17 protein-coding genes are annotated in these 18771 nt (G+C 57.8%); 11 read left to right on the plus strand and 6 right to left on the minus strand.

Annotation, left to right across the window (positions count from 1 at the left end; genetic code table 11):
* Positions 1 to 42 precede the first annotated feature (42 nt).
* Positions 43 to 3444 (plus strand): bifunctional proline dehydrogenase/L-glutamate gamma-semialdehyde dehydrogenase PutA, encoded by a 3402-nt coding sequence (gene putA, locus AC2FFH_RS02000; RefSeq protein WP_496843614.1) that lies wholly within the window; start codon positions 43 to 45, stop codon positions 3442 to 3444.
* Between the two features lie 42 nt (positions 3445 to 3486).
* Complete coding sequence (locus tag AC2FFH_RS02005) at positions 3487 to 4230, plus strand: rhomboid family intramembrane serine protease (protein WP_496843615.1); 744 nt, start codon at positions 3487 to 3489, stop codon at positions 4228 to 4230.
* An 8-nt stretch (positions 4231 to 4238) separates the two neighbouring features.
* Here AC2FFH_RS02005 and AC2FFH_RS02010 read toward each other — a convergent pair whose 3' ends face one another.
* Complete coding sequence (locus AC2FFH_RS02010; protein ID WP_496843616.1) at positions 4239 to 5060, minus strand: IclR family transcriptional regulator; 822 nt, start codon at positions 5058 to 5060, stop codon at positions 4239 to 4241.
* 190 nt (positions 5061 to 5250) lie between these two features.
* On the opposite strand from AC2FFH_RS02010, the gene bhcA reads away from it, so the two are divergent.
* From bhcA to bhcD, 4 genes are read left to right on the plus strand one after another with little or no spacing between them, the layout of a single operon-like run.
* Positions 5251 to 6441 carry an L-aspartate--glyoxylate aminotransferase BhcA gene (gene bhcA, locus AC2FFH_RS02015; RefSeq protein WP_496724108.1) on the plus strand — a complete coding sequence of 397 codons (1191 nt, stop codon included), beginning with the start codon at positions 5251 to 5253 and terminating at the stop codon, positions 6439 to 6441.
* Positions 6442 to 6452: 11 nt separating this feature from the next.
* Positions 6453 to 7424 carry a beta-hydroxyaspartate dehydratase BhcB gene (gene bhcB, locus AC2FFH_RS02020; RefSeq protein ID WP_496769008.1) on the plus strand — a complete coding sequence of 324 codons (972 nt, stop codon included), beginning with the start codon at positions 6453 to 6455 and terminating at the stop codon, positions 7422 to 7424.
* A gap of 11 nt (positions 7425 to 7435) precedes the next feature.
* On the plus strand, positions 7436 to 8599 hold the full coding sequence (bhcC, locus tag AC2FFH_RS02025; protein WP_496843617.1) for a 3-hydroxy-D-aspartate aldolase BhcC: 1164 nt from the start codon (positions 7436 to 7438) through the stop codon (positions 8597 to 8599).
* An 11-nt stretch (positions 8600 to 8610) separates the two neighbouring features.
* A complete protein-coding gene (gene bhcD / locus AC2FFH_RS02030; RefSeq protein ID WP_496769011.1) occupies positions 8611 to 9594 on the plus strand; it encodes an iminosuccinate reductase BhcD in 984 nt (327 codons plus the stop codon).
* A gap of 56 nt (positions 9595 to 9650) precedes the next feature.
* Here bhcD and AC2FFH_RS02035 read toward each other — a convergent pair whose 3' ends face one another.
* Together AC2FFH_RS02035 and AC2FFH_RS02040 are read right to left on the minus strand one after the other, a co-directional pair.
* Entirely contained in the window at positions 9651 to 10436 is a 786-nt protein-coding gene (locus AC2FFH_RS02035; protein ID WP_496724101.1) for an inositol monophosphatase family protein, read from the minus strand.
* A gap of 96 nt (positions 10437 to 10532) precedes the next feature.
* Entirely contained in the window at positions 10533 to 11438 is a 906-nt protein-coding gene (locus AC2FFH_RS02040; protein WP_496843779.1) for a LysR family transcriptional regulator, read from the minus strand.
* A 94-nt stretch (positions 11439 to 11532) separates the two neighbouring features.
* Between AC2FFH_RS02040 and metF the strand changes: the two genes are divergently transcribed.
* Positions 11533 to 12399 (plus strand): methylenetetrahydrofolate reductase [NAD(P)H], encoded by an 867-nt coding sequence (metF, locus tag AC2FFH_RS02045; RefSeq protein WP_496843618.1) that lies wholly within the window; start codon positions 11533 to 11535, stop codon positions 12397 to 12399.
* 170 nt (positions 12400 to 12569) lie between these two features.
* Entirely contained in the window at positions 12570 to 13220 is a 651-nt protein-coding gene (locus tag AC2FFH_RS02050; protein WP_496843620.1) for a J domain-containing protein, read from the plus strand.
* A gap of 50 nt (positions 13221 to 13270) precedes the next feature.
* On the opposite strand, the gene AC2FFH_RS02055 is transcribed toward AC2FFH_RS02050, so the two are convergent.
* Entirely contained in the window at positions 13271 to 13789 is a 519-nt protein-coding gene (locus AC2FFH_RS02055) for a YHS domain-containing (seleno)protein (protein ID WP_058275938.1), read from the minus strand.
* A 250-nt stretch (positions 13790 to 14039) separates the two neighbouring features.
* Here AC2FFH_RS02055 and yghU point away from each other — a divergent pair, with 250 nt between their 5' ends.
* Complete coding sequence (gene yghU, locus AC2FFH_RS02060) at positions 14040 to 14918, plus strand: glutathione-dependent disulfide-bond oxidoreductase (RefSeq protein ID WP_496769015.1); 879 nt, start codon at positions 14040 to 14042, stop codon at positions 14916 to 14918.
* 42 nt (positions 14919 to 14960) lie between these two features.
* Here yghU and AC2FFH_RS02065 read toward each other — a convergent pair whose 3' ends face one another.
* A complete protein-coding gene (locus tag AC2FFH_RS02065; RefSeq protein ID WP_496769017.1) occupies positions 14961 to 15749 on the minus strand; it encodes an SseB family protein in 789 nt (262 codons plus the stop codon).
* Positions 15742 to 16329 carry a uracil-DNA glycosylase family protein gene (locus AC2FFH_RS02070; RefSeq protein ID WP_496781606.1) on the minus strand — a complete coding sequence of 196 codons (588 nt, stop codon included), beginning with the start codon at positions 16327 to 16329 and terminating at the stop codon, positions 15742 to 15744. Before AC2FFH_RS02070 ends, AC2FFH_RS02065 begins: the two co-directional genes overlap by 8 nt.
* A 230-nt stretch (positions 16330 to 16559) precedes the next feature.
* Here AC2FFH_RS02070 and AC2FFH_RS02075 point away from each other — a divergent pair, with 230 nt between their 5' ends.
* Both AC2FFH_RS02075 and AC2FFH_RS02080 read left to right on the plus strand, forming a co-directional pair.
* Positions 16560 to 17219: an ABC transporter ATP-binding protein gene (locus AC2FFH_RS02075; protein WP_282151737.1), complete on the plus strand. Its 660-nt coding sequence runs from the start codon at positions 16560 to 16562 to the stop codon at positions 17217 to 17219.
* Positions 17197 to 18771, plus strand: a complete 1575-nt coding sequence (locus AC2FFH_RS02080; RefSeq protein WP_496769020.1) for a KpsE/RkpR family capsule polysaccharide export protein — start codon at positions 17197 to 17199, stop codon at positions 18769 to 18771. Before AC2FFH_RS02075 ends, AC2FFH_RS02080 begins: the two co-directional genes overlap by 23 nt.

Consider the following 18771-nt stretch of genomic DNA (forward strand, 5'->3'; position numbering starts at 1 on the left):
CCGGAAAATCGACACTATATTACTCAAAAGACCGGAGGACACATGTCACACAGCCTGCGCGCACGCATTGATGCCAAAACCTATGCCGATCCGTCGGAAATTCTTGACGCGTTGATCGCAAATGCTGATCTGAGCGAAGCCGACCGCACCGCGATCTGCGCGGCTGCGGCGCAATTGGTGCGTGACATCCGATCCAGCACCTCACCCGGTATGATGGAAGTGTTCCTGGCCGAATACGGCCTGTCCACCGACGAAGGCATCGCGCTGATGTGTCTGGCCGAGGCGCTGCTGCGCGTACCCGATGCCGACACCATCGACGCGCTGATCGAGGACAAGATCGCCCCATCGGATTGGGGCAAGCATCTGGGTCGGTCTTCTTCGTCGCTGGTCAACGCGTCCACGTGGGCCCTGATGTTGACGGGCAAGGTTCTGGACGAAGACAGGACCTCTCCGGTCGGTGTCTTGCGCGGTGCGATAAAACGTCTGGGCGAACCCGTGATCCGCACGGCAGTCGGGCGCGCAATGAAGGAAATGGGCCGCCAGTTTGTGCTGGGCGAGACGATCAAATCCGCCATGGATCGCGCCAGCGGTATGGAGGCAAAACGCTACACCTATTCCTACGACATGCTGGGCGAAGCGGCACGAACCGAGGCCGATGCCGCCCGCTATCACCTGTCCTACTCACGGGCGATTGCTGCAATCGCCGAAGCCTGTATTCACGACGATATCCGGGCCAATCCGGGGATGTCTGTTAAGCTGTCGGCGCTCCATCCACGCTACGAGTTGGCGCAAGAAGCAGAAGTCATGGAAGAACTGGTGCCCCGTTTGCGGGCTTTGGCCCTTTTGGCTAAGGCGGCAGGCATGGGCCTGAATGTGGACGCCGAAGAAGCAGACCGCCTTTCCTTGTCTCTGCAGGTGATCGAGGCGGTGATGGCCGAACCGGCCCTGGATCGTTGGGACGGCCTGGGTATCGTCGTTCAGGCTTATGGCCCGCGCGCCGGGATCGTGCTGGACACACTGTATGACATGGCCGGGCGTCACGAACGAAAGCTGATGGTTCGTTTGGTCAAAGGGGCCTACTGGGATACCGAGGTCAAAAGAGCTCAGGTTGAAGGCATCGATGGCTTTCCCGTGTTCACCCGCAAGGCGGCCACGGACATTTCCTACATCTCAAATGCGCGCAAACTGCTGGGTATGACCGATCGAATTTACCCGCAATTTGCCACCCACAACGCCCATACGGTCAGTGCGATCCTTCATATGGCCGATGACCAGCCATTCGAATTCCAGCGCCTGCATGGGATGGGCGAAACCCTGCACCAGCTTGTCAAAGACCAAAACGACACACGGTGCCGGATCTATGCGCCGGTCGGGGCGCATCGCGATCTGCTGGCCTATCTGGTGCGGCGTCTGCTGGAAAACGGTGCGAACTCGTCATTCGTAAACCAAATCGTGGACGAGAACGTTCCGCCGGAAGAGGTCGCCGCTGATCCGTTCCTGACCATTGTGGATCAGGCACGACCGCTGCCAACCGGACCGAACCTGTTCCAACCGGAACGCGTCAATTCGAAGGGTTTCGACCTTCACCACACCCCGACATTGGACAAGATCGACGCCGCGAGGGATGCTTTCCGGGCGCACCACTGGTATGCCCAGCCGCTGCTGTCCGGCGATGCAAGCCCGGAACAGGATCAACCGGTCACCAATCCGGCCCAACCACAGGATCGCCCCGGAGCAATCGCCCCTGCCAGCGCCGAGGATGTCGAGCTTGCCCTGAATTCCGCGGCACCGTGGCAGGCACCACCAGCAGAACGGTCGCGTATCTTGAATACTGCTGCCGATCTATATGAGGCTCATTTTGGCGAGCTTTTCGCCTTGCTCGCGCGCGAGGCAGGTAAGTCCTTGCCCGATGCCGTTGCCGAACTGCGTGAGGCGGTCGATTTCCTGCGCTACTACGCTGCGAACATTCCCGATGCGGAACCGGCAGGCGTTTTCACCTGCATCAGCCCGTGGAACTTCCCCTTGGCGATCTTCACAGGCCAAATTTCAGCGGCCTTGGCCACTGGCAATGCGGTCCTGGCCAAGCCCGCACCTCAAACGCCGCTGATCTCGCATCGGGCCGTTCAATTGCTGCACGAGGCCGGAGTTCCCCGCGATGTGCTGCAATTATTGCCCGGCGGCCCATCCGTTGGTGCGGCGTTGACTTCTGACCCGCGCGTATCCGGCGTGGCGTTTACCGGATCGACGGCGACCGCGTTGAAAATACGCGCAGCCATGGCCGACAACCTGCGCCCCGGCACGCCTCTGATCGCCGAGACCGGCGGGTTGAACGCGATGATCGTGGACAGTACCGCCCTACCTGAACAGGCCGTTCAGTCTATCATCGAAAGCGCGTTTCAATCCGCCGGGCAGCGGTGTTCTGCCTTGCGGTGCCTCTATGTCCAGGAAGATATCGCCGACGATTTGCTGACAATGCTGTCCGGTGCAATGGAGGTCCTGCAGGTTGGTGATCCGTGGTTAATCTCGACCGATTGCGGACCGGTTATTGACGAGGCGGCGCGCCAGGGCATTTCAGATCACGTCGCCAATGCCCGCACCGAAGGCCGCGTTCTGAAAGAAATGCCCGTACCGCCAGAGGGCACGTTCATCGCACCGACACTGATTGAAATCCCGGATATTGCCGCGCTGAAACGTGAGATCTTTGGCCCTGTCCTTCACGTTGCGCGTTTCAAGGCATCCGAGATCGATCAGGTCATAGCCGACATTAACGCAACCGGATACGGGCTGACTTTTGGCTTGCATACACGCATCGACGACCGCGTACAGCACATCACCGAAGCAGTGCATGCCGGTAATATCTACGTCAACCGCAACCAGATTGGTGCCATCGTTGGATCTCAGCCATTTGGAGGTGAGGGGCTTTCGGGAACAGGCCCCAAGGCGGGTGGGCCGAATTACATGACGCGGTTCTGCGCCCCGGACCGGCAGCAGTCCGTCGAGCAATGGGATAGCCCATTGAGCGAGCTTCCCGATGTTCAGGGTACGCCCGCGTCGGTGCAGACCCAATCCCTGCCCGGCCCGACGGGCGAATCCAACCGGTTAAGCGAATTCCCACGCGCGCCATTGCTGTGCATGGGTCCCGGAGCCGAGGCCGCGCGCGCGCAAGCCGACGCCGTTCAGGCGCTGGGGGGAACGGCCATTCAGGCGACCGGTTCGCTAGACTTGCATCGGTTGGAGAACGTGACCGGGATATCGGGCGTTCTTTGGTGGGGCGATGACGACACAGCGCGTGGGATCGAACGTCACCTCGCCCGCCGGGACGGTCCGATCCTGCCGCTGATCCCCGGTCTTCCGGACCGCGCACGAGTCCTGGCCGAGCGCCACCTGTGCGTTGATACAACAGCCGCGGGCGGCAATGCCGCATTGCTTGGGGGTGCGGCGTAAGCATGCCTTGACGCTGGGCCGGGAAAAGCCCAGCGTCGCCTCATGTTTCCAATCCGCGACCATAACCCTTCGGGGCGAACACCCTATGTCGTCTATCTGCTGATGGCGGCCAATATCCTGATATTCCTCAGCTATGTGGGCATCATGAACGATGCTCGGCTGATCAATCAGCTGTACTACGACTATGCGATTATCCCGGCGCGGATCACTGACGGTTTTGCGTTTGAGACACTGGTGACCTCGATGTTCCTGCACGGAGGTTGGATGCATCTGGCCGGAAACATGCTGTTCCTGTGGATTTTCGGCGACAACCTCGAAGATGAAATGGGCCACCTGCCCTTTCTGTTGTTCTATACTGCAGCCGGGATCGGCGCGGGTCTGATCCATGTCTTCACAGCGCCGGGCTCGGTCGTGCCGACCATTGGGGCATCCGGTGCGATTGCGGGGGTTATGGGCGGTTACCTGCTGCTGTTCCCCAAGGCCCGCGTGGATATCCTGCTGATCCTCATTGTCTATTTCCGCATATTCACGATACCTGCCTTTGTCATGCTGGGGGTCTGGTTGGCTATGCAGTTCTTTGGCAGTCTGGCCAGCAACCCGGATGAAGGCGGGGTGGCCTATTGGGCGCATACGGGTGGGTTTTTCGTGGGTCTGATTTTGTGCATCCCAATCTGGCTGCGGCGCGGTGGCACTGATTTTTGGGGCCGCACGCACGGCCATCCGCCGCATCCTGAACACAAGTACAAGCTAACTCAGTCCCGTATTCCCCGCGTACCACGCAAGTAGCAGGGACATCAGGGTTTCGGTATCTGGCCGCCGCTTAGGTGGGTGATTTCCCGCGCTGCGGCCAGAACCAATTCACCCAGCGCATGCGCTCGATCCACGCCAAACCGAGCGGTCGGACCCGATACCGAGATCCCTGCACATGGCTCTCCCCGGTCATTGAAAATCGCCGAGCCGATACAGGACATGCCCTGATATCTTTCTTCCCGGTCATGCGACCAGCCGCGTGCGCGGGTCTTGGCAAGATCCTGTTGTAGTCCGTCGCCCGGTATCTGCGTGTTCGCGGTGAATTCCACCGGATCAATCGCCCCAAGCGTTTTGGCCAACCCCATTTCGGTCATCGCGGCAAGGATCGCCTTGCCAGTGCCAGAGGCATACATCGGCGTTCGTGCCCCGGGCGGGAAAAAGGCGCGAATGGGGTTCGGAGTTTCGACCTGACCGACAAAGACTACTTCGGACCCATCCGGTACCGCTAGGTTGGCGGTCTCACCGCTGTCCTGCATAAGACGTCTCAGGATTGGCCGCCCGATTTCAAGCACACTGTTGCGGCGCAGGAACGTGGCGCCGGTCCGGTATGCCTCGATCCCGATCATCCATTCCTGACGCTCGTCATCAAAGGAAACAAAGCCGTGTTTCTGCAAGGTTACCAGGATCCGGTGCGTCGTGGCCGTCGGCACATCAATTTCGCGCGACAGATCGCTGAGCGCTGCGCGTTCCAACCGGGCAACCGTGGTCAGAACGCCCAACGCCCGATCCAGCGATTGCATGGTCCCGGCCGAACTTTCCTTGAACAGGGATTTGGGCCTGCCACGCGGTCTTTTCTGATTGTCCATCGCCCTACTCCTTTGCACAACGCCAGATTAATTCTGAACCGTTCATTTTTGAGATCCAAAAATGAAAAACGAAAAACCGCATAAATACAGCGCGTTAAATATTTAATCGCAAAAATGAAAATATTTTTCAAGAAAATTGCACATCGTGAGGTTTTCCCGGACACTTACATCCAAAGCGGAGGAATAACAGATGTCCAACCAAAACCCGGTTTTCATACCCGGCCCAACCAACATCCCAGACCGGTTGCGTCTTGCCATGCAGGTTCAAACGCAGGATCACCGCGCACCGGATTTTGTCGAAACTTTTGCACCCGTTCTTGAGGACACGAAAAAGGTGTTCGGTACTACGACCGGCCAGATCGTGACCTTCCCTGCCAGCGGCACCGGTGGATGGGAAGCGGCCGTTACCAACACACTCAGCCCCGGCGACAAGGTTCTGGTCGCGCGCTACGGCGTGTTCAGCCATCGCTGGATAGACCTGTGCGAGCGTCACGGGCTGGACGTTCAGATCGTCGAATGTCCTTGGGGCACCGGCGCACCCGCTGATCAGTTTCAGGCCGCTTTGGCCGATGACAGCGCGCATGAAATCCGCGCTGTTCTGGTGACCCACAACGAAACAGCCACCGGGGTGCGTTCGGACATCGCAGCGGTTCGCCAAGCGATGGATTCGGAAAACCATCCCGCGATGCTGTTTGTCGACTGCGTCAGCTCTCTGGCTTCGATGCCGTTCGACTTTGACGCTTGGGGCGTCGATATCGCCGTGTCGGGGTCGCAAAAGGGATTCATGCTGGCGACCGGCATGGCAATTCTGTGCGTCAGCCCCAAGGCACAGGACGCGATGAAAAGCGCCAAGCTGCCGCGCACTTTCTTTGACTTCGACGATATGATGGCAGCCAATGCATCGGGCGGGTTTCCCTATACGCCGCCGCTGCAATTGATCTACGGCATGCGCGAAAGCCTCAAGATGCTGTTTGAAGAAGGGCTTGAGAATGTTTATGCCCGGCATTTCCGACTGGCCGAAGGTGTGCGCCGCGCCGTCGACGCCTGGGGGCTGAAACTTGTCGCGCAATCGCCCGATCTGTATTCTGACACTGTCAGCGCGATCTACGTGCCAGACGGGTATGATAGCAACACACTCACTGACCACGCGTTCAACGCTTATGGCGTGTCCTTTGGTATTGGACTGGGTCAACTGAATGGTAAGGCGTTCCGCATCGGCCATCTGGGCAGCCTGACGGATGTGATGGTTCTGTCCGGCCTCAGCACAATCGAGATGGCGATGGCCGATCTGAACTATCCGATCACTTTGGGCAGCGGGGTCGCGGCGGCGCAGGATTATTATCGCACCGGCCCATCTGACCGCGCCCAGGCCGCAGCCTGAGGAGGATGGCAATGCTGGATCACATCCCCGCAGCGGATCTGACGATCGACGATATGCGCGCTGCGCATGAACGGATCAAACCCTTCATCCGGCGCACCCCGATCATGGTGTCGGACTACTTGAACGATCTGACCGGAGCGCAGCTGTTCTTCAAATGCGAGAACTTCCAAGAGGCCGGCGCGTTCAAAGTACGCGGTGCGAGCAACGCCGTGTTTGGCCTGAGTGATGATATGGCGACCAAGGGTGTTTGCACACACTCCAGTGGCAACCACGCTTTGTCCCTGTCTTATGCCGCCGGACGGCGGGGTATTCCCTGCAACGTGGTTATGCCGCGTACCGCGCCGCAAGCCAAGAAGGACGCCGTGCGCCGTTATGGCGGGACGATCACAGAGTGCGAGCCGTCAACCTCATCCCGCGAGGCGACCTTTGCCGAAGTTCAGGCCAGAACGGGCGGAGAGTTCGTGCACCCTTATAATGATCCGCGCGTCATTGCGGGTCAGGCCACTTGCTCGGCCGAAATGTTGGAACAGACAGACGGAATGGATGCAGTCGTCGCCCCGATCGGAGGCGGGGGCATGGTCTCGGGCACGTGCCTGACGGTTTCGAACCTGGCACCCGACACCGCAATCTATGCCGCCGAGCCAGAACAGGCGGACGACGCATACCGGTCCTTCAAAGCAGGTCACATCATCGCCGATGATGCGCCAAAAACCATCGCCGACGGGCTACTCGTGCCGCTGAAAGAGAACACGTGGCACTTCGTGTCCCGAAATGTGACCGACATTTTCACCGCCTCTGACGACGAGATCATTGAAGCGATGAAGCTGACGTGGAAATACCTGCGCGTCGTGATGGAGCCGTCATCGGCCGTGCCTCTGGCAACCATACTCAAGAACCCGGACGTATTCCGCGGCAAGCGCGTCGGTGTGATCATCACCGGCGGCAACGTGGATCTGGACAAACTGCCCTGGCTGAAAGGGTAAGGAGGAACGACATGAACAAACCTGTGAACATCAAAGAACTGGAAGTCGGGTTCGACATCCCCGCTGCAATCGGCATGGATGAAAGCGAAATCCAGACCCCTTGCCTGATCCTGGACCTTGATGCGCTGGAGCGGAACATCAAGAAGATGGGCGATTATGCCAAGGCTCATGGTATGCGCCACCGCGTGCACGGCAAGATGCACAAGTCCGTCGACGTCGCCAAGCTACAGGAACAGCTCGGCGGTGCGGTTGGCGTCTGCTGTCAAAAGGTATCTGAGGCTGAGGTTTTCGCGCGGGGCGGCATCAAGGACGTTCTCGTGTCGAACCAAGTCCGTGATCCGGCCAAGATCGACCGGTTGGCGCAACTGCCCAAATTGGGCGCGCGCATTATTGTGTGCGTAGACGACATCGACAATGTCGCCGACCTGTCCAAAGCCGCTGTCGATCACGGCACGGAACTTGAAGTCTTTGTCGAAATTGACTGCGGTGCAGGTCGGTGCGGCGTGACCACGACCCAAGCTGTTGTCGATATCGCAAAGGCAGTCAACGCAGCACCCAACCTGAAATTTACCGGCATTCAGGCCTATCAGGGCGCGATGCAGCACCTCGACACCTATGAGGCGCGCAAAGAGAAGCTGGATACAGCCATCGCCATGGTCAAAGACGCGGTTGACGGTTTGAAAGCCGAAGGCATCGACTGCGAGCTGGTTTCGGGCGGTGGAACAGGATCATACTACTTCGAGAGCAATTCAGGCGTTTACAACGAGTTGCAGTGCGGATCCTACGCTTTCATGGATGCGGATTATGGGCGCATTCTGGACGAGAACGGCAAACGGATCGATCAGGGCGAATGGGAAAACGCGCTGTTCATTCTGACCAGCGTTATGAGCCATGCCAAGACTGACAAGGCCATCTGCGACGCCGGCCTCAAGGCGCAATCGGTCGATAGCGGCCTGCCTTTCATCTTTGGGCGCGACGATGTGCAATACCTCAAATGTTCGGACGAGCACGGTGTCATCGGCGACCCCGACGGCGTTTTGAAGGTGAACGACAAGCTGAGGCTGGTGCCTGGGCATTGTGATCCCACCTGCAACGTCCACGATTGGTATGTCGGTGTGCGCAACGGCAAGGTCGAGGCTCTGTGGCCCGTGTCGGCCCGCGGAAAGGCTTATTGATGAGGGATGCTATGACCACGCAAGATGGCCTGCTGATAGTAGGCGAAGACCTGTGCGAACAGCTGGTGGGCCGCCAACAGGCCTTTGATGCGGTCCAATCCGTGTTTGGTGCAATGGCCAGCGGTGGGGCGCGGAACTTTCCGGTCGTTCGCGAGGCACTGGGCTACGCTGATGCGCTGTATGGTTTCAAATCCGGTTTTGATCGGGACGGACAGGTGTTGGGCGTTAAGTCCGGCGGCTATTGGCCGGGCAATGCCGAACAAGGATTGACCAATCACCAATCCACGGTGTTTCTGTTCGATCCTGATACCGGGCGGCTATCTGCGCTGGTAGGCGGAAACTACCTGACGGCCGTGCGAACAGCAGCTTCATCAGCGGTTTCGATCGCACATCTTGCTCGGAAAGATGCCAAAGTGCTGGGCATGGTTGGCGCAGGTCACCAATCGACCTTCCAACTGCGTGCGGCAGCAGAACAGCGTGCATTTGAAAAGGTTGTCGCCTGGAATCCGCACCCCGACATGCTGCCCCGTTTGGCGGCTGTCGCCGAGGAAATCGGACTGGAATTCGAAGCCGTCAGTCAACAAGAGCTTGGTGCCCAATCGGATGTGATCATCACAATCACCTCGGCATTCGAGCCGCTATTGATGAAAGACTGGATCAAACCGGGCACGCATCTGGCCTGTATGGGCACAGACACGAAAGGCAAGATGGAGGTCGACCCGGCGCTGGTCGCCTCGGCCACCGTTTTCACCGACGAGGTCGCCCAATCCGCGACGATCGGTGAGGCGCAGCACGCTATAGGAAGCGGTACTTTGACCGAAACACAAATCACCTCAATTGGTGCAGTCATCAACGGCGATCATCCCGGGCGGACCAGTGCTGACGAGATCACCCTGTTCGACGGAACTGGCGTGGGTCTGCAGGACCTCGCTGTTGCATCCGTCGCCGCGCGGCTGGCGGACGAAGCAGGTCTGGCGCAACGCGCGACCCTCTGAAAACAAAAAAAGCGCGCCTCAATCGGGGCGCGCTTACGGAATTGCTATGTGGCTGATTAGCCTCGGATCACCTTGGAAAACTGATCGAAAATCGGCTCGTTCGAACAGATCACTTCACCGTCTTCCAAAACGTTGCCTTCAGGGTTTAGCGCCTGAACAAATCCGCCCGCTTCTTGGACGATGATGATCCCTGCGGCCACATCCCAGGAATTCAGGCGACGCTCCCAAAAGCCTTCGTAACGCCCCGCTGCCACATAAGCCATGTCCAGCGCGGCGGCACCCCAGCGGCGCACACCGGCACAAGCAGGCATTAGACGCGCCAAATCCTGCAGGGTCGCAGGCAGGTCCGAACGGCCACCAAAAGGCAGGCCCGTCGAGAAAATCGACTCGATCATCCGATGACGGCCCGAAACGCGGATACGCATGTCGTTCATCCAAGCGCCTTCGCCTTTTTCGGCAAAGAACATCTCATCCTTGGCGGCGTCATAGATAACACCGGCGACGATCTTGCCCTTATGTTCCAGCGCGATTGAGATCGCCCAGTGCGGCAGGCCGTGCAAGAAGTTCGTGGTGCCGTCCAGCGGGTCGACGATCCAGCGGCGGGTCGGGTCTTCGCCGTCAATGGCGCCACCCTCTTCGGCCAGCCAGCCGTAGGTCGGACGTGCGCCCAGCAGTTCCTCTTTCAGGATCGCCTCGGCAGCAATGTCAGCTTTGGACACAAAGTCGCCAGCGCCTTTCATCGACACCTGAAGGTTCTCGACTTCACGGAAATCCTTGACCAAAGAACGCCCCGCCTTACGCGCGGCTTTGATCATGATGTTTAGGTTTGCGCTGCCAACCATTGTCCAAAGGCTCCTGTCCGGTCAAACCGCGCGTATACTGATGCAAAGCGCCCTTGCCAAGAGGAATGATGCGCATAGCAGACCCTCGTTTTTTGCCTATTGCTCTTGCAGCTTGCGCGCCTCGGTCCCGGCCAGCTTGATCAGCTCTTGAACAAAGGGTTTTTCCAGGTCCTCGCTGCGCACTGCCGCATATAGCCTGCGGGTGATGCCGTCCTTGGTCAGGGGGCGGGTGACGTAGTCGGAATTGTACTTCACTTCGCGCACAACCCAATCAGGCAGCACCGATACACCGCGGTTCGACGCAACGAGCAAAAGGATCACTGCAGTCAATTCGACCTGCCGGATTGCGGCCGGCTCGACCCGCGCGGGTATCAGCAACTGGCTGAACACATCCAGCCGGGTGCGCTCGACCGGATAGGTAATCAGGGTCTGACCACGGAAATCCTCGGCCTCGATGAACTCTTTCTGCGCCAGCGGGTGGGATGAGGCAGCAACAAAAACAGCGTCATAGTCAAACAGTTCAATGAATTCGATGCCTGGCAGGTCCTCTGGATCGGACGAAACGACCAAATCGACTTCTTCTTTTTGCAGCGCAGGCAGGGCGTCAAATGCCAAACCCGGGCGGATATCGACGTCCACGTCACCCCAGGATTTCCGGAAAGATTCAAGCACCGGGAACAGCCATTCGAAACAGGCGTGACATTCGATCGCGATATGCATCCGCCCCGTGCGCCCATCCCGAAGCGACGAGAATTCCTGTTGTGTGGCCTGAACTTGCGGCAAAATCTGTTCGGCCAAACGCAGCAGACGCAGTCCGGCCGCTGACAGTTTCATCGGCTTGGACCGGCGCAGGAACAATTCAACCCCCGCCTGATCTTCCAGCCCTTTGATCTGATGGCTCAACGCCGATTGCGTGATGTTAAGTTGATCCGCCGCACGGGCAAGCCCACCGCATTCGTGGATCGCCTTGATCGTGCGCAGGTGGCGGAATTCGATATGCATTGCAGTGATACTCATGTTGTTCTTGAATAATATGAGTTTGTCTCACATTGCCCAAACTGGCACAAGATCCTTGTACCAATCAAATGAGGCCGTGATGACCAAGCCAGAAATTTCATTCGAGTTCTTTCCGCCCAAGACGCTCGAAGCCTCGTTTCGTCTTTGGGACACGGTTCAGACTCTGGCCCCGTTAGAGCCGCGATTTGTCTCGGTCACCTATGGTGCGGGTGGCACAACGCGGGAACTGACCCGCGATGCGGTGGCGACCCTGCACAAATCCTCGGGGCTGCCTGTTGCTGCGCATTTGACATGTGTTGATGCCTCGCGGCAGGAAACGCTGGAAATCGCGGATACTTTCGCGCGGGCGGGCGTACAGGATATCGTAGCCCTGCGCGGTGATCCGCCAAGCGGTCAGGATCGTTTTGAGCCACACCCCGAAGGTTTTGCAAATTCGGTTGAACTGATTTCGGCCCTGGCTGAGACCGAGATATTCAACATTCGAGTCGGCGCCTACCCCGACATTCACCCCGAGGCACAAAATGCCCGCACCGATATTGAGTGGCTCAAGGCCAAACTGGATGCAGGCGCAGATGAGGCCCTGACCCAGTTCTTTTTTGAGGCCGAGACGTTTTTCCGGTTCCGGGACGCCTGCGAAAAAGCCGGCATCGACAAGCCTATCGTGCCCGGCATCCTGCCGATCGAGAACTGGAAAGGTGCACGCAATTTCGCCAAACGATGCGGCACGCGCATTCCCCAATGGGTCGAACAGGCGTTTGAAAAGGCCGTGCGCGACGATCGTGAGGATTTGCTGGCTACAGCATTGTGCACCGAGCTGTGCTCGGACCTGATCGACGGGGGCGTGGACAAACTGCATTTCTACACGCTGAACCGGCCGGAATTGACGCGTGATGTGTGTTTTGCCCTTGGCATAACGCCGAAAGCAGATCTGCAAAACGTGGCCTGAATGGGGCTCGGGAAAAGGGCGCCTTCACTGGCAGGAATAAAACTGAGAACAATTGCTGCGCACTGCCGCAATTGTTCCTGCAGGCACTTCAATTTTATGTGAAATTTGACAAGTTCGCAGTCCTGTTCAAACTGGGACAGTAACATTTTTTGTAATGAGTATTTTGGGTTATGGAACCTGCTGACAAGATCAATGCCCGCACAGAGGCACTGTATGCGCTAGGGTTAAATCAAAGCGCTACCTCTGATGAAATCAGAAACGCCTGGCGAAACATTGCGTTTCATGGGCACCCTGACCAAGCCGAAGGCGATAGTTCTGGATTTACCCGCGCCAAAGAAGCCTATGACCTTCTGCGCAAGGAAGGGCTGGCCGGGAAAGGCACCGGGCCGAGGAAACCGCTCCGTCCGAAGCTGCGGCGACGCATTGTTACGCTGGAAACAGCCGACATTAACGCATGCCGCGCTTTATTAAACACTGCATTGCCGGACCGATCGGACGAGATCGTAACACCCGAACCCGAGCTTGCCTGCAAATCAGACCATGTTCCGGATGCGGTCGGGTTTTTCGGGCGCCATTTAACGTTCTTTGTCCCGACGCCAGTCTACGAAGGGGCAAATCGCGTTGCTCTGCCAACGTCAGTTCTGGCCGGGTCGCGCCGAACGGAAACAGAGGTTTTGAATTTCCAATCGAACGATTCCGGCGGCGGCGAAGTTGTTGTCCCCGACGCGATCATTGCCCGGACCTTCCCCGGTGCCAAAAGCGTTCGTATTCGGTTCGAGGCCGATCAGCAGATGCGGGACAAATTCTCGTTTGCGCATTGACGAAAAAGCCCGGCTGGAATGAGCCGGGCTTTGGTTTGGCGAGTGGCCACCTAGTTTGAAATCGGGCCTTCCGAAGTGAATTTCGGGATCACGCTGGAGGATGCGCCATCGGGTTCGATCCCCGGCCAGTTGCCTTCGGCGAGGTTGATATTGCCGGGCACGTCTTCTTCCCAGAAACCGACGACGACATCGGTGATGTTCAGATAAAGCTTGTCATCGACGATCCGCCACAGGTTCGGGTTCGCAGGGACTTTGCCGCCCTTCGAAACACCGTATGCGCAATGTCCGTCATATTGCGGTGCGTAGAAGGCTGGATTCTCCTGAAATTTGTCGCGGTTCTCTTCAGACGAAAATGCCCAGGTGGCACCATTGTATTCCGCAGTGATGTCTGCACGGCCGCGTACAGGTGCTGGCTGAGATTGGCCAACCGCAACCTGATCTAGGCCACGGTAGGCGACGACATCGTAGCCGGACACGGCGAACCCGGTGCCGTCAATATACTGGTCACCAGCAAAGGCCGGAGCGGCAAGGGTCAGTGCCGCGGCTACAGTCAGGGCAAAACGTTTCATGGTGGTAAGTCCTTTTGTCCTCGGGGTTGTTGATTTGCCCGAACTTGCGGGTCTGAATATACAATAGGCAATTCAGATCGCTTGCGAAGTCCCCCTCGCGTCGCTGTGACGTTGAATGAGAATTCGTGAGATGTCGGGTGAGGATTGTTACAAAAACGCTGCGCTCTGGGGGGTTGGACTCGGTGCTTTGCAACATTAGCTGTTGTGATGGACGGACAATTCACGTGCACTTTGCGAAGAAAGGCAAGAAATGAGCGAGCAACCGACCTATACGCCCCCAAAGGTCTGGACATGGGACAGCCAGAATGGCGGCCAATTTGCCAACATCAATCGCCCAATCGCTGGCGCCACTCACGACAAGGATCTGCCGGTTGGACGGCACCCGCTGCAACTATATTCGCTGGCCACCCCCAATGGCGTCAAAGTGACCGTGATGCTGGAGGAACTGCTGGCGCTGGGTCACGAAGGTGCCGAATACAACGCATGGCTGGTCAATATCGGCGAAGGCGATCAGTTCAGCTCGGGCTTTGTCGGGGCCAACCCTAATTCGAAAATCCCCGCTCTTTGGGATCGCTCAGGCGACAAGCCGACACGCGTGTTCGAAAGCGCGTCGATCCTGTTTCATCTGGCCGAAAAGTTTGGTGCGTTTTTGCCAGAGTCCGGACCGGAACGTGCGGAAGTCATGAACTGGGTCTTCTGGCAAATGGGCAGTGCACCCTATTTGGGCGGCGGATTTGGCCATTTCTACGCCTACGCGCCGGAAAAGTTCGAATACCCGATTAACCGCTTCACGATGGAAACCAAGCGTCAGTTGGACGTTCTCGATCGTGAACTGGCCAACAAGACGTATATCGCAGGCGAGGATTACACCATCGCGGACATGGCGATCTGGCCCTGGTATGGTCAACTGGTTCTGGGTCGCCTGTACAGCGCCGCGGAATTCCTGGATGTCGAATCGTACAAAAACGTCATGCGGTGGGCCAAGGCCATCGACGCGCGCCCTGCCGTACAGCGTGGCCGCATGGTCAACCGCCCATTCGGTGAGCCACATACCCAGCTGCACGAACGCCACGAGGCCAGCGATTTCGAAACCCGCACCCAGGACAAACTGGAAGCTGCTGCGGAATAATCCCCAAAGCCCCGCAGATCCTTCGTGCGCGGGGCTTTTTTCCTATTTTAGAATGGGTGGCTTATCCGGGTTGCTGCCAGGTATCGTCTGCGCGACAACACGAGCCTCTGGCTGCGGCAGATCGAACCGCAAACCAACCCGCGCCAATGAGGCAGCTGCTTGATCGTGCGCACCGAAGAACCCGACATCCATTGCCCCTGCCTCAATCCCGGAAAACGTCAACGCCTCGGACGTGGCTTTAGCGAGTGCGGGCTCGGCGCCTTCGACAGCACCTATGAACCCAAGCAGGTGCCCGGAACCGCCGCCTTCGGACTTCGTTCCCACCAGATATGCGGCTTCAGCCAATCCAACGGCCGTGGCAAGTTTCGCATCCAGTGCGGTCAACAAATCGTCGGGCAGACCCGCAGGGGGCAAGAACTCTGCCAACCGTTGCTGAACCTCCTCTGGTCCATGCTGCAGAGTTTCCGCCAGCCAACCCAGCGCCTCGGACGGGATCAGCATAGAGGACGGCGCAACTTCGAGGTTGAGGCCCAGCCCGATCCCCTGCCCCGCCAGCATGGAGGACAACACCCGGCCCGACAACGCCACATAAGGAACAGGACGTTCGGCAAACCGCGCTAACCGGTCCTCTCGGTCAAAGGCCAGCACGAAGCGTCCATCAGCGACGTCAAACAACTCGGGCGAGATATTTTCGCCCTTCGCCTCTTCCGTCAGCATCAGAAACAGCTCGCTGTCGGCAAGCCGTTCGAAGAAACGCAATCGCGCTGAATCATCGTTTGGGGCGGCAGCCATTGCGGTGTGGGCAGTGTCCAAAGCGGTGGTTTCAGTCATTCAGAACCTCTTGCACCCGCGCACGCAGAACCGGCAGAAGGTCGGTCTGGAACCACGGGTTTTTCTTCATCCATGCCGTATTCCGCCACGAGGGATGAGGCAAGGCAAAGACGCGCGGCGCATGGTCCCGCCAGTTGCGAACCGTTTCCGTCACCGAGCTGCGCACATTCAGGTGGTATTTATGAGCATGCCCACCCACCAAAATAGTCAGGGGCATCTCCCCCAGCGTTTGCATGACTTTGTTGTGCCAGGTTTTGCCGCACACAGGGGGGGGCGGCAAATCCGCCTTGCGCGCATCATAACCCGGAAAACAAAAAGCCATCGGCACGATTGAAACCCGTGACCGGTCGTAGAACACGGCTTCATCCACCCCAAGCCAATCCCGCAAGCGATCTCCGGACGGATCGGTAAACGGCCGACCCGATTCATGCACCCGTGCACCCGGAGCCTGACCGGCGACCAAAATCGGCGTTCCCGGCTGAAACCAGACCACCGGGCGGGGCTGATGGGCGGTCTCTGTCGCGGCAAATCTATCCGCGCAGATTCGGCAGGCCGAGATTTCTTTCTGTAGCGAATTCATCAGATGGCAAGGTTTCCTGCATCAAATTGGTTGACGGTCATCTTGAAAGATAGTCAACGCAATGCGTGGGTCCAACCGATGGAAAAGTCACAATACTAACAGCACACGTGCCAGTGGATTGATCATTGCCACCAAAACTCGACATAATATGGCCCACATAAAACGTAGGATAACAACCCGATTACCGACACATCCGGTAAGATTAACAAGGTGCAAGCAGCAGGCCCTCAATGCTTGAGTTTGAGAATGTTAGTAAGTCCTTCTGGACCGGGACACGCCGCAAGGTGATCCTGGACAGTGTCTCGTTTCGGGTCCAACTGGGCCGTTCGATTGGCATTCTTGCACCTAACGGAACCGGCAAGACCACCTTGATCAACATGATGGCAGGTCTGGAAAAGCCCGATGAAGGCGTGATTCGAAAGTCCTGCCGGGTATCTTTTCCTATGGGTTTCACCGGAGGTGTCGCAAACAAACTGTCCGCCCTGGAAAACGCGCGCTACGTCGCCAACATCTACGGGATGGACCCCGATTATGTCGAAGCCTACTGCAAATGGCTATGCGGATTGGGGGAGTATTTCGACCAACCCCTGGCCACTTATTCCAGCGGTATGAAGGGGCGCTTTACGTTTGCTTTGATGTTAGCTCTGGATTTCGACATGTACCTGATTGACGAAGGCATGCCGGCGTCGACTGATGTCGAATTCAACAGGAAGGCCGGCGACATCCTTCGGGAAAAACTACGCACGACAACATTGGTGATCGTGTCACACAGTCCCGCCGTGCTGGAGAAATTTGCGCAAGAGGCTGCCGTTTTGATGGATGGCCAGCTTTATATGTTCGACACCTTGGAAGAGGCAAAGCAGCTATATGACTACCAAACCCAAGGCTAGCATCTACAACTGGCGCCGCAAACGCCGCAATGCGGGAACGGAAGAAGACCGCGCTGACGCCATTTCGCGCATTCGCAACGCGACGCGGCCACCCGCTGCGGCCAATGACTCAGAGTCCAATACCGAGATTGACGCCATCAAAAACGAAGGGCTGACCGGGCGTCAATTGCGGATGGCACGCAGACTGGCGCAGAAGAACGGGCTGGAGGCGACTTCGGACTATGATGCGGTGCGTTTGCTGCGCCAAAAGGGCATCGATCCGTTTCATCGCGCCAATTTGCTGGGGATGGCGGGTGAAACGGCACAGACCGAGGATCAGACCAAGGACAAGGTCACGATTCATTTGCCGCAAACGGTCAGCGAAGGTGGAAGGACCCTGCCCGGACCGGAGATGTCCCCTACGCAACGGCGCGAGTTTGAAATTGGCGAGATACAGAAAGACATCGCCCGCCGCCGCCGTCGCAAACTGCTTGCCCTGTTTGCCCGCCTTGCGGTTTTCGTCTTCCTGCCCACCTTTATTGTCGGGTTCTATTTCTACCGAGTGGCGACGCCCATGTATGCCAGCGACTCGGCCTTCTCGATCCTTCAGGCGGACGGCGGCGGGGCATCGTTTGGCGGGTTTTTGGCGGGCACACAATATGCCACCGCGCAGGATTCTGTCGCCACACAGGAATTTCTGGAGTCCAAGGATGCCTTGCTGAGGCTTGAACGTGACATGGGCTTTGAAGAAATTTTCAAGCAGGAGTGGATCGATCCTATTCAACGGCTTTCGCCGGACGCCACGCTGGAAGAGGCCTACAAGCTCTTCCGACGCATGATCACCATCGGGTACGACCCGAGCGACGGCATTATCCGGATGGAAGTCGCGGCCCCTGATCCGCAGATTTCGGTGGCCATCTCTGACCGTCTTCTGTCCTACGCCGAAGAAACCATAAACGGGCTTACAGAACTTAAGCGCGAAGACCAGATGCGCGATGCGCTGGATGGTTTTGAAATGGCCCAGCAGGAACGCAGAAAAGCGCAGGAAGATCTGATCGAACTTCAGATTCAAGGCGCGTTGCTGGACCCTCAGAACGTCATCGCCAGCTTGCGTGGCCGCATAGACGCCATGGAAACGCAGATTCAGGACAAAGAACTACAATTGGCCGCATTGCTGGACAATCGTCGTCCGAACCAGGCCAAGGTGGATGGTGCCCGTGCGGACATCGCGCGATTTGAGGCTGTGTTGGCAGAACTCAACGCGGAAATGCTGGATGTGTCTGCAGGCGAAAATTCGCTTGCCCGGCTCAGTGTACGAATTCAAATGGCGCAGGCCGATCTTGTTGCCAGGGACATGATACTGCAGACAGCTATGCAGCAAATGGAAACCACACGGACTGAAGCAAACCGCAAAGTGCGCTATCTGACGGTGTCCGTAAGGCCGGTGCCAAGTCAGGAACCCACCTATCCGCGCAAGTTCGAAAATACGATTTTGGCTTTTCTGTTGTTTGCTGGTATCTACCTGTTGATCTCGCTTACCGCGTCGGTCCTTCGTGAACAGGTATCCTCGTAA

It is taken from the genome of Ruegeria sp. YTSC003, from assembly GCF_059609785.1.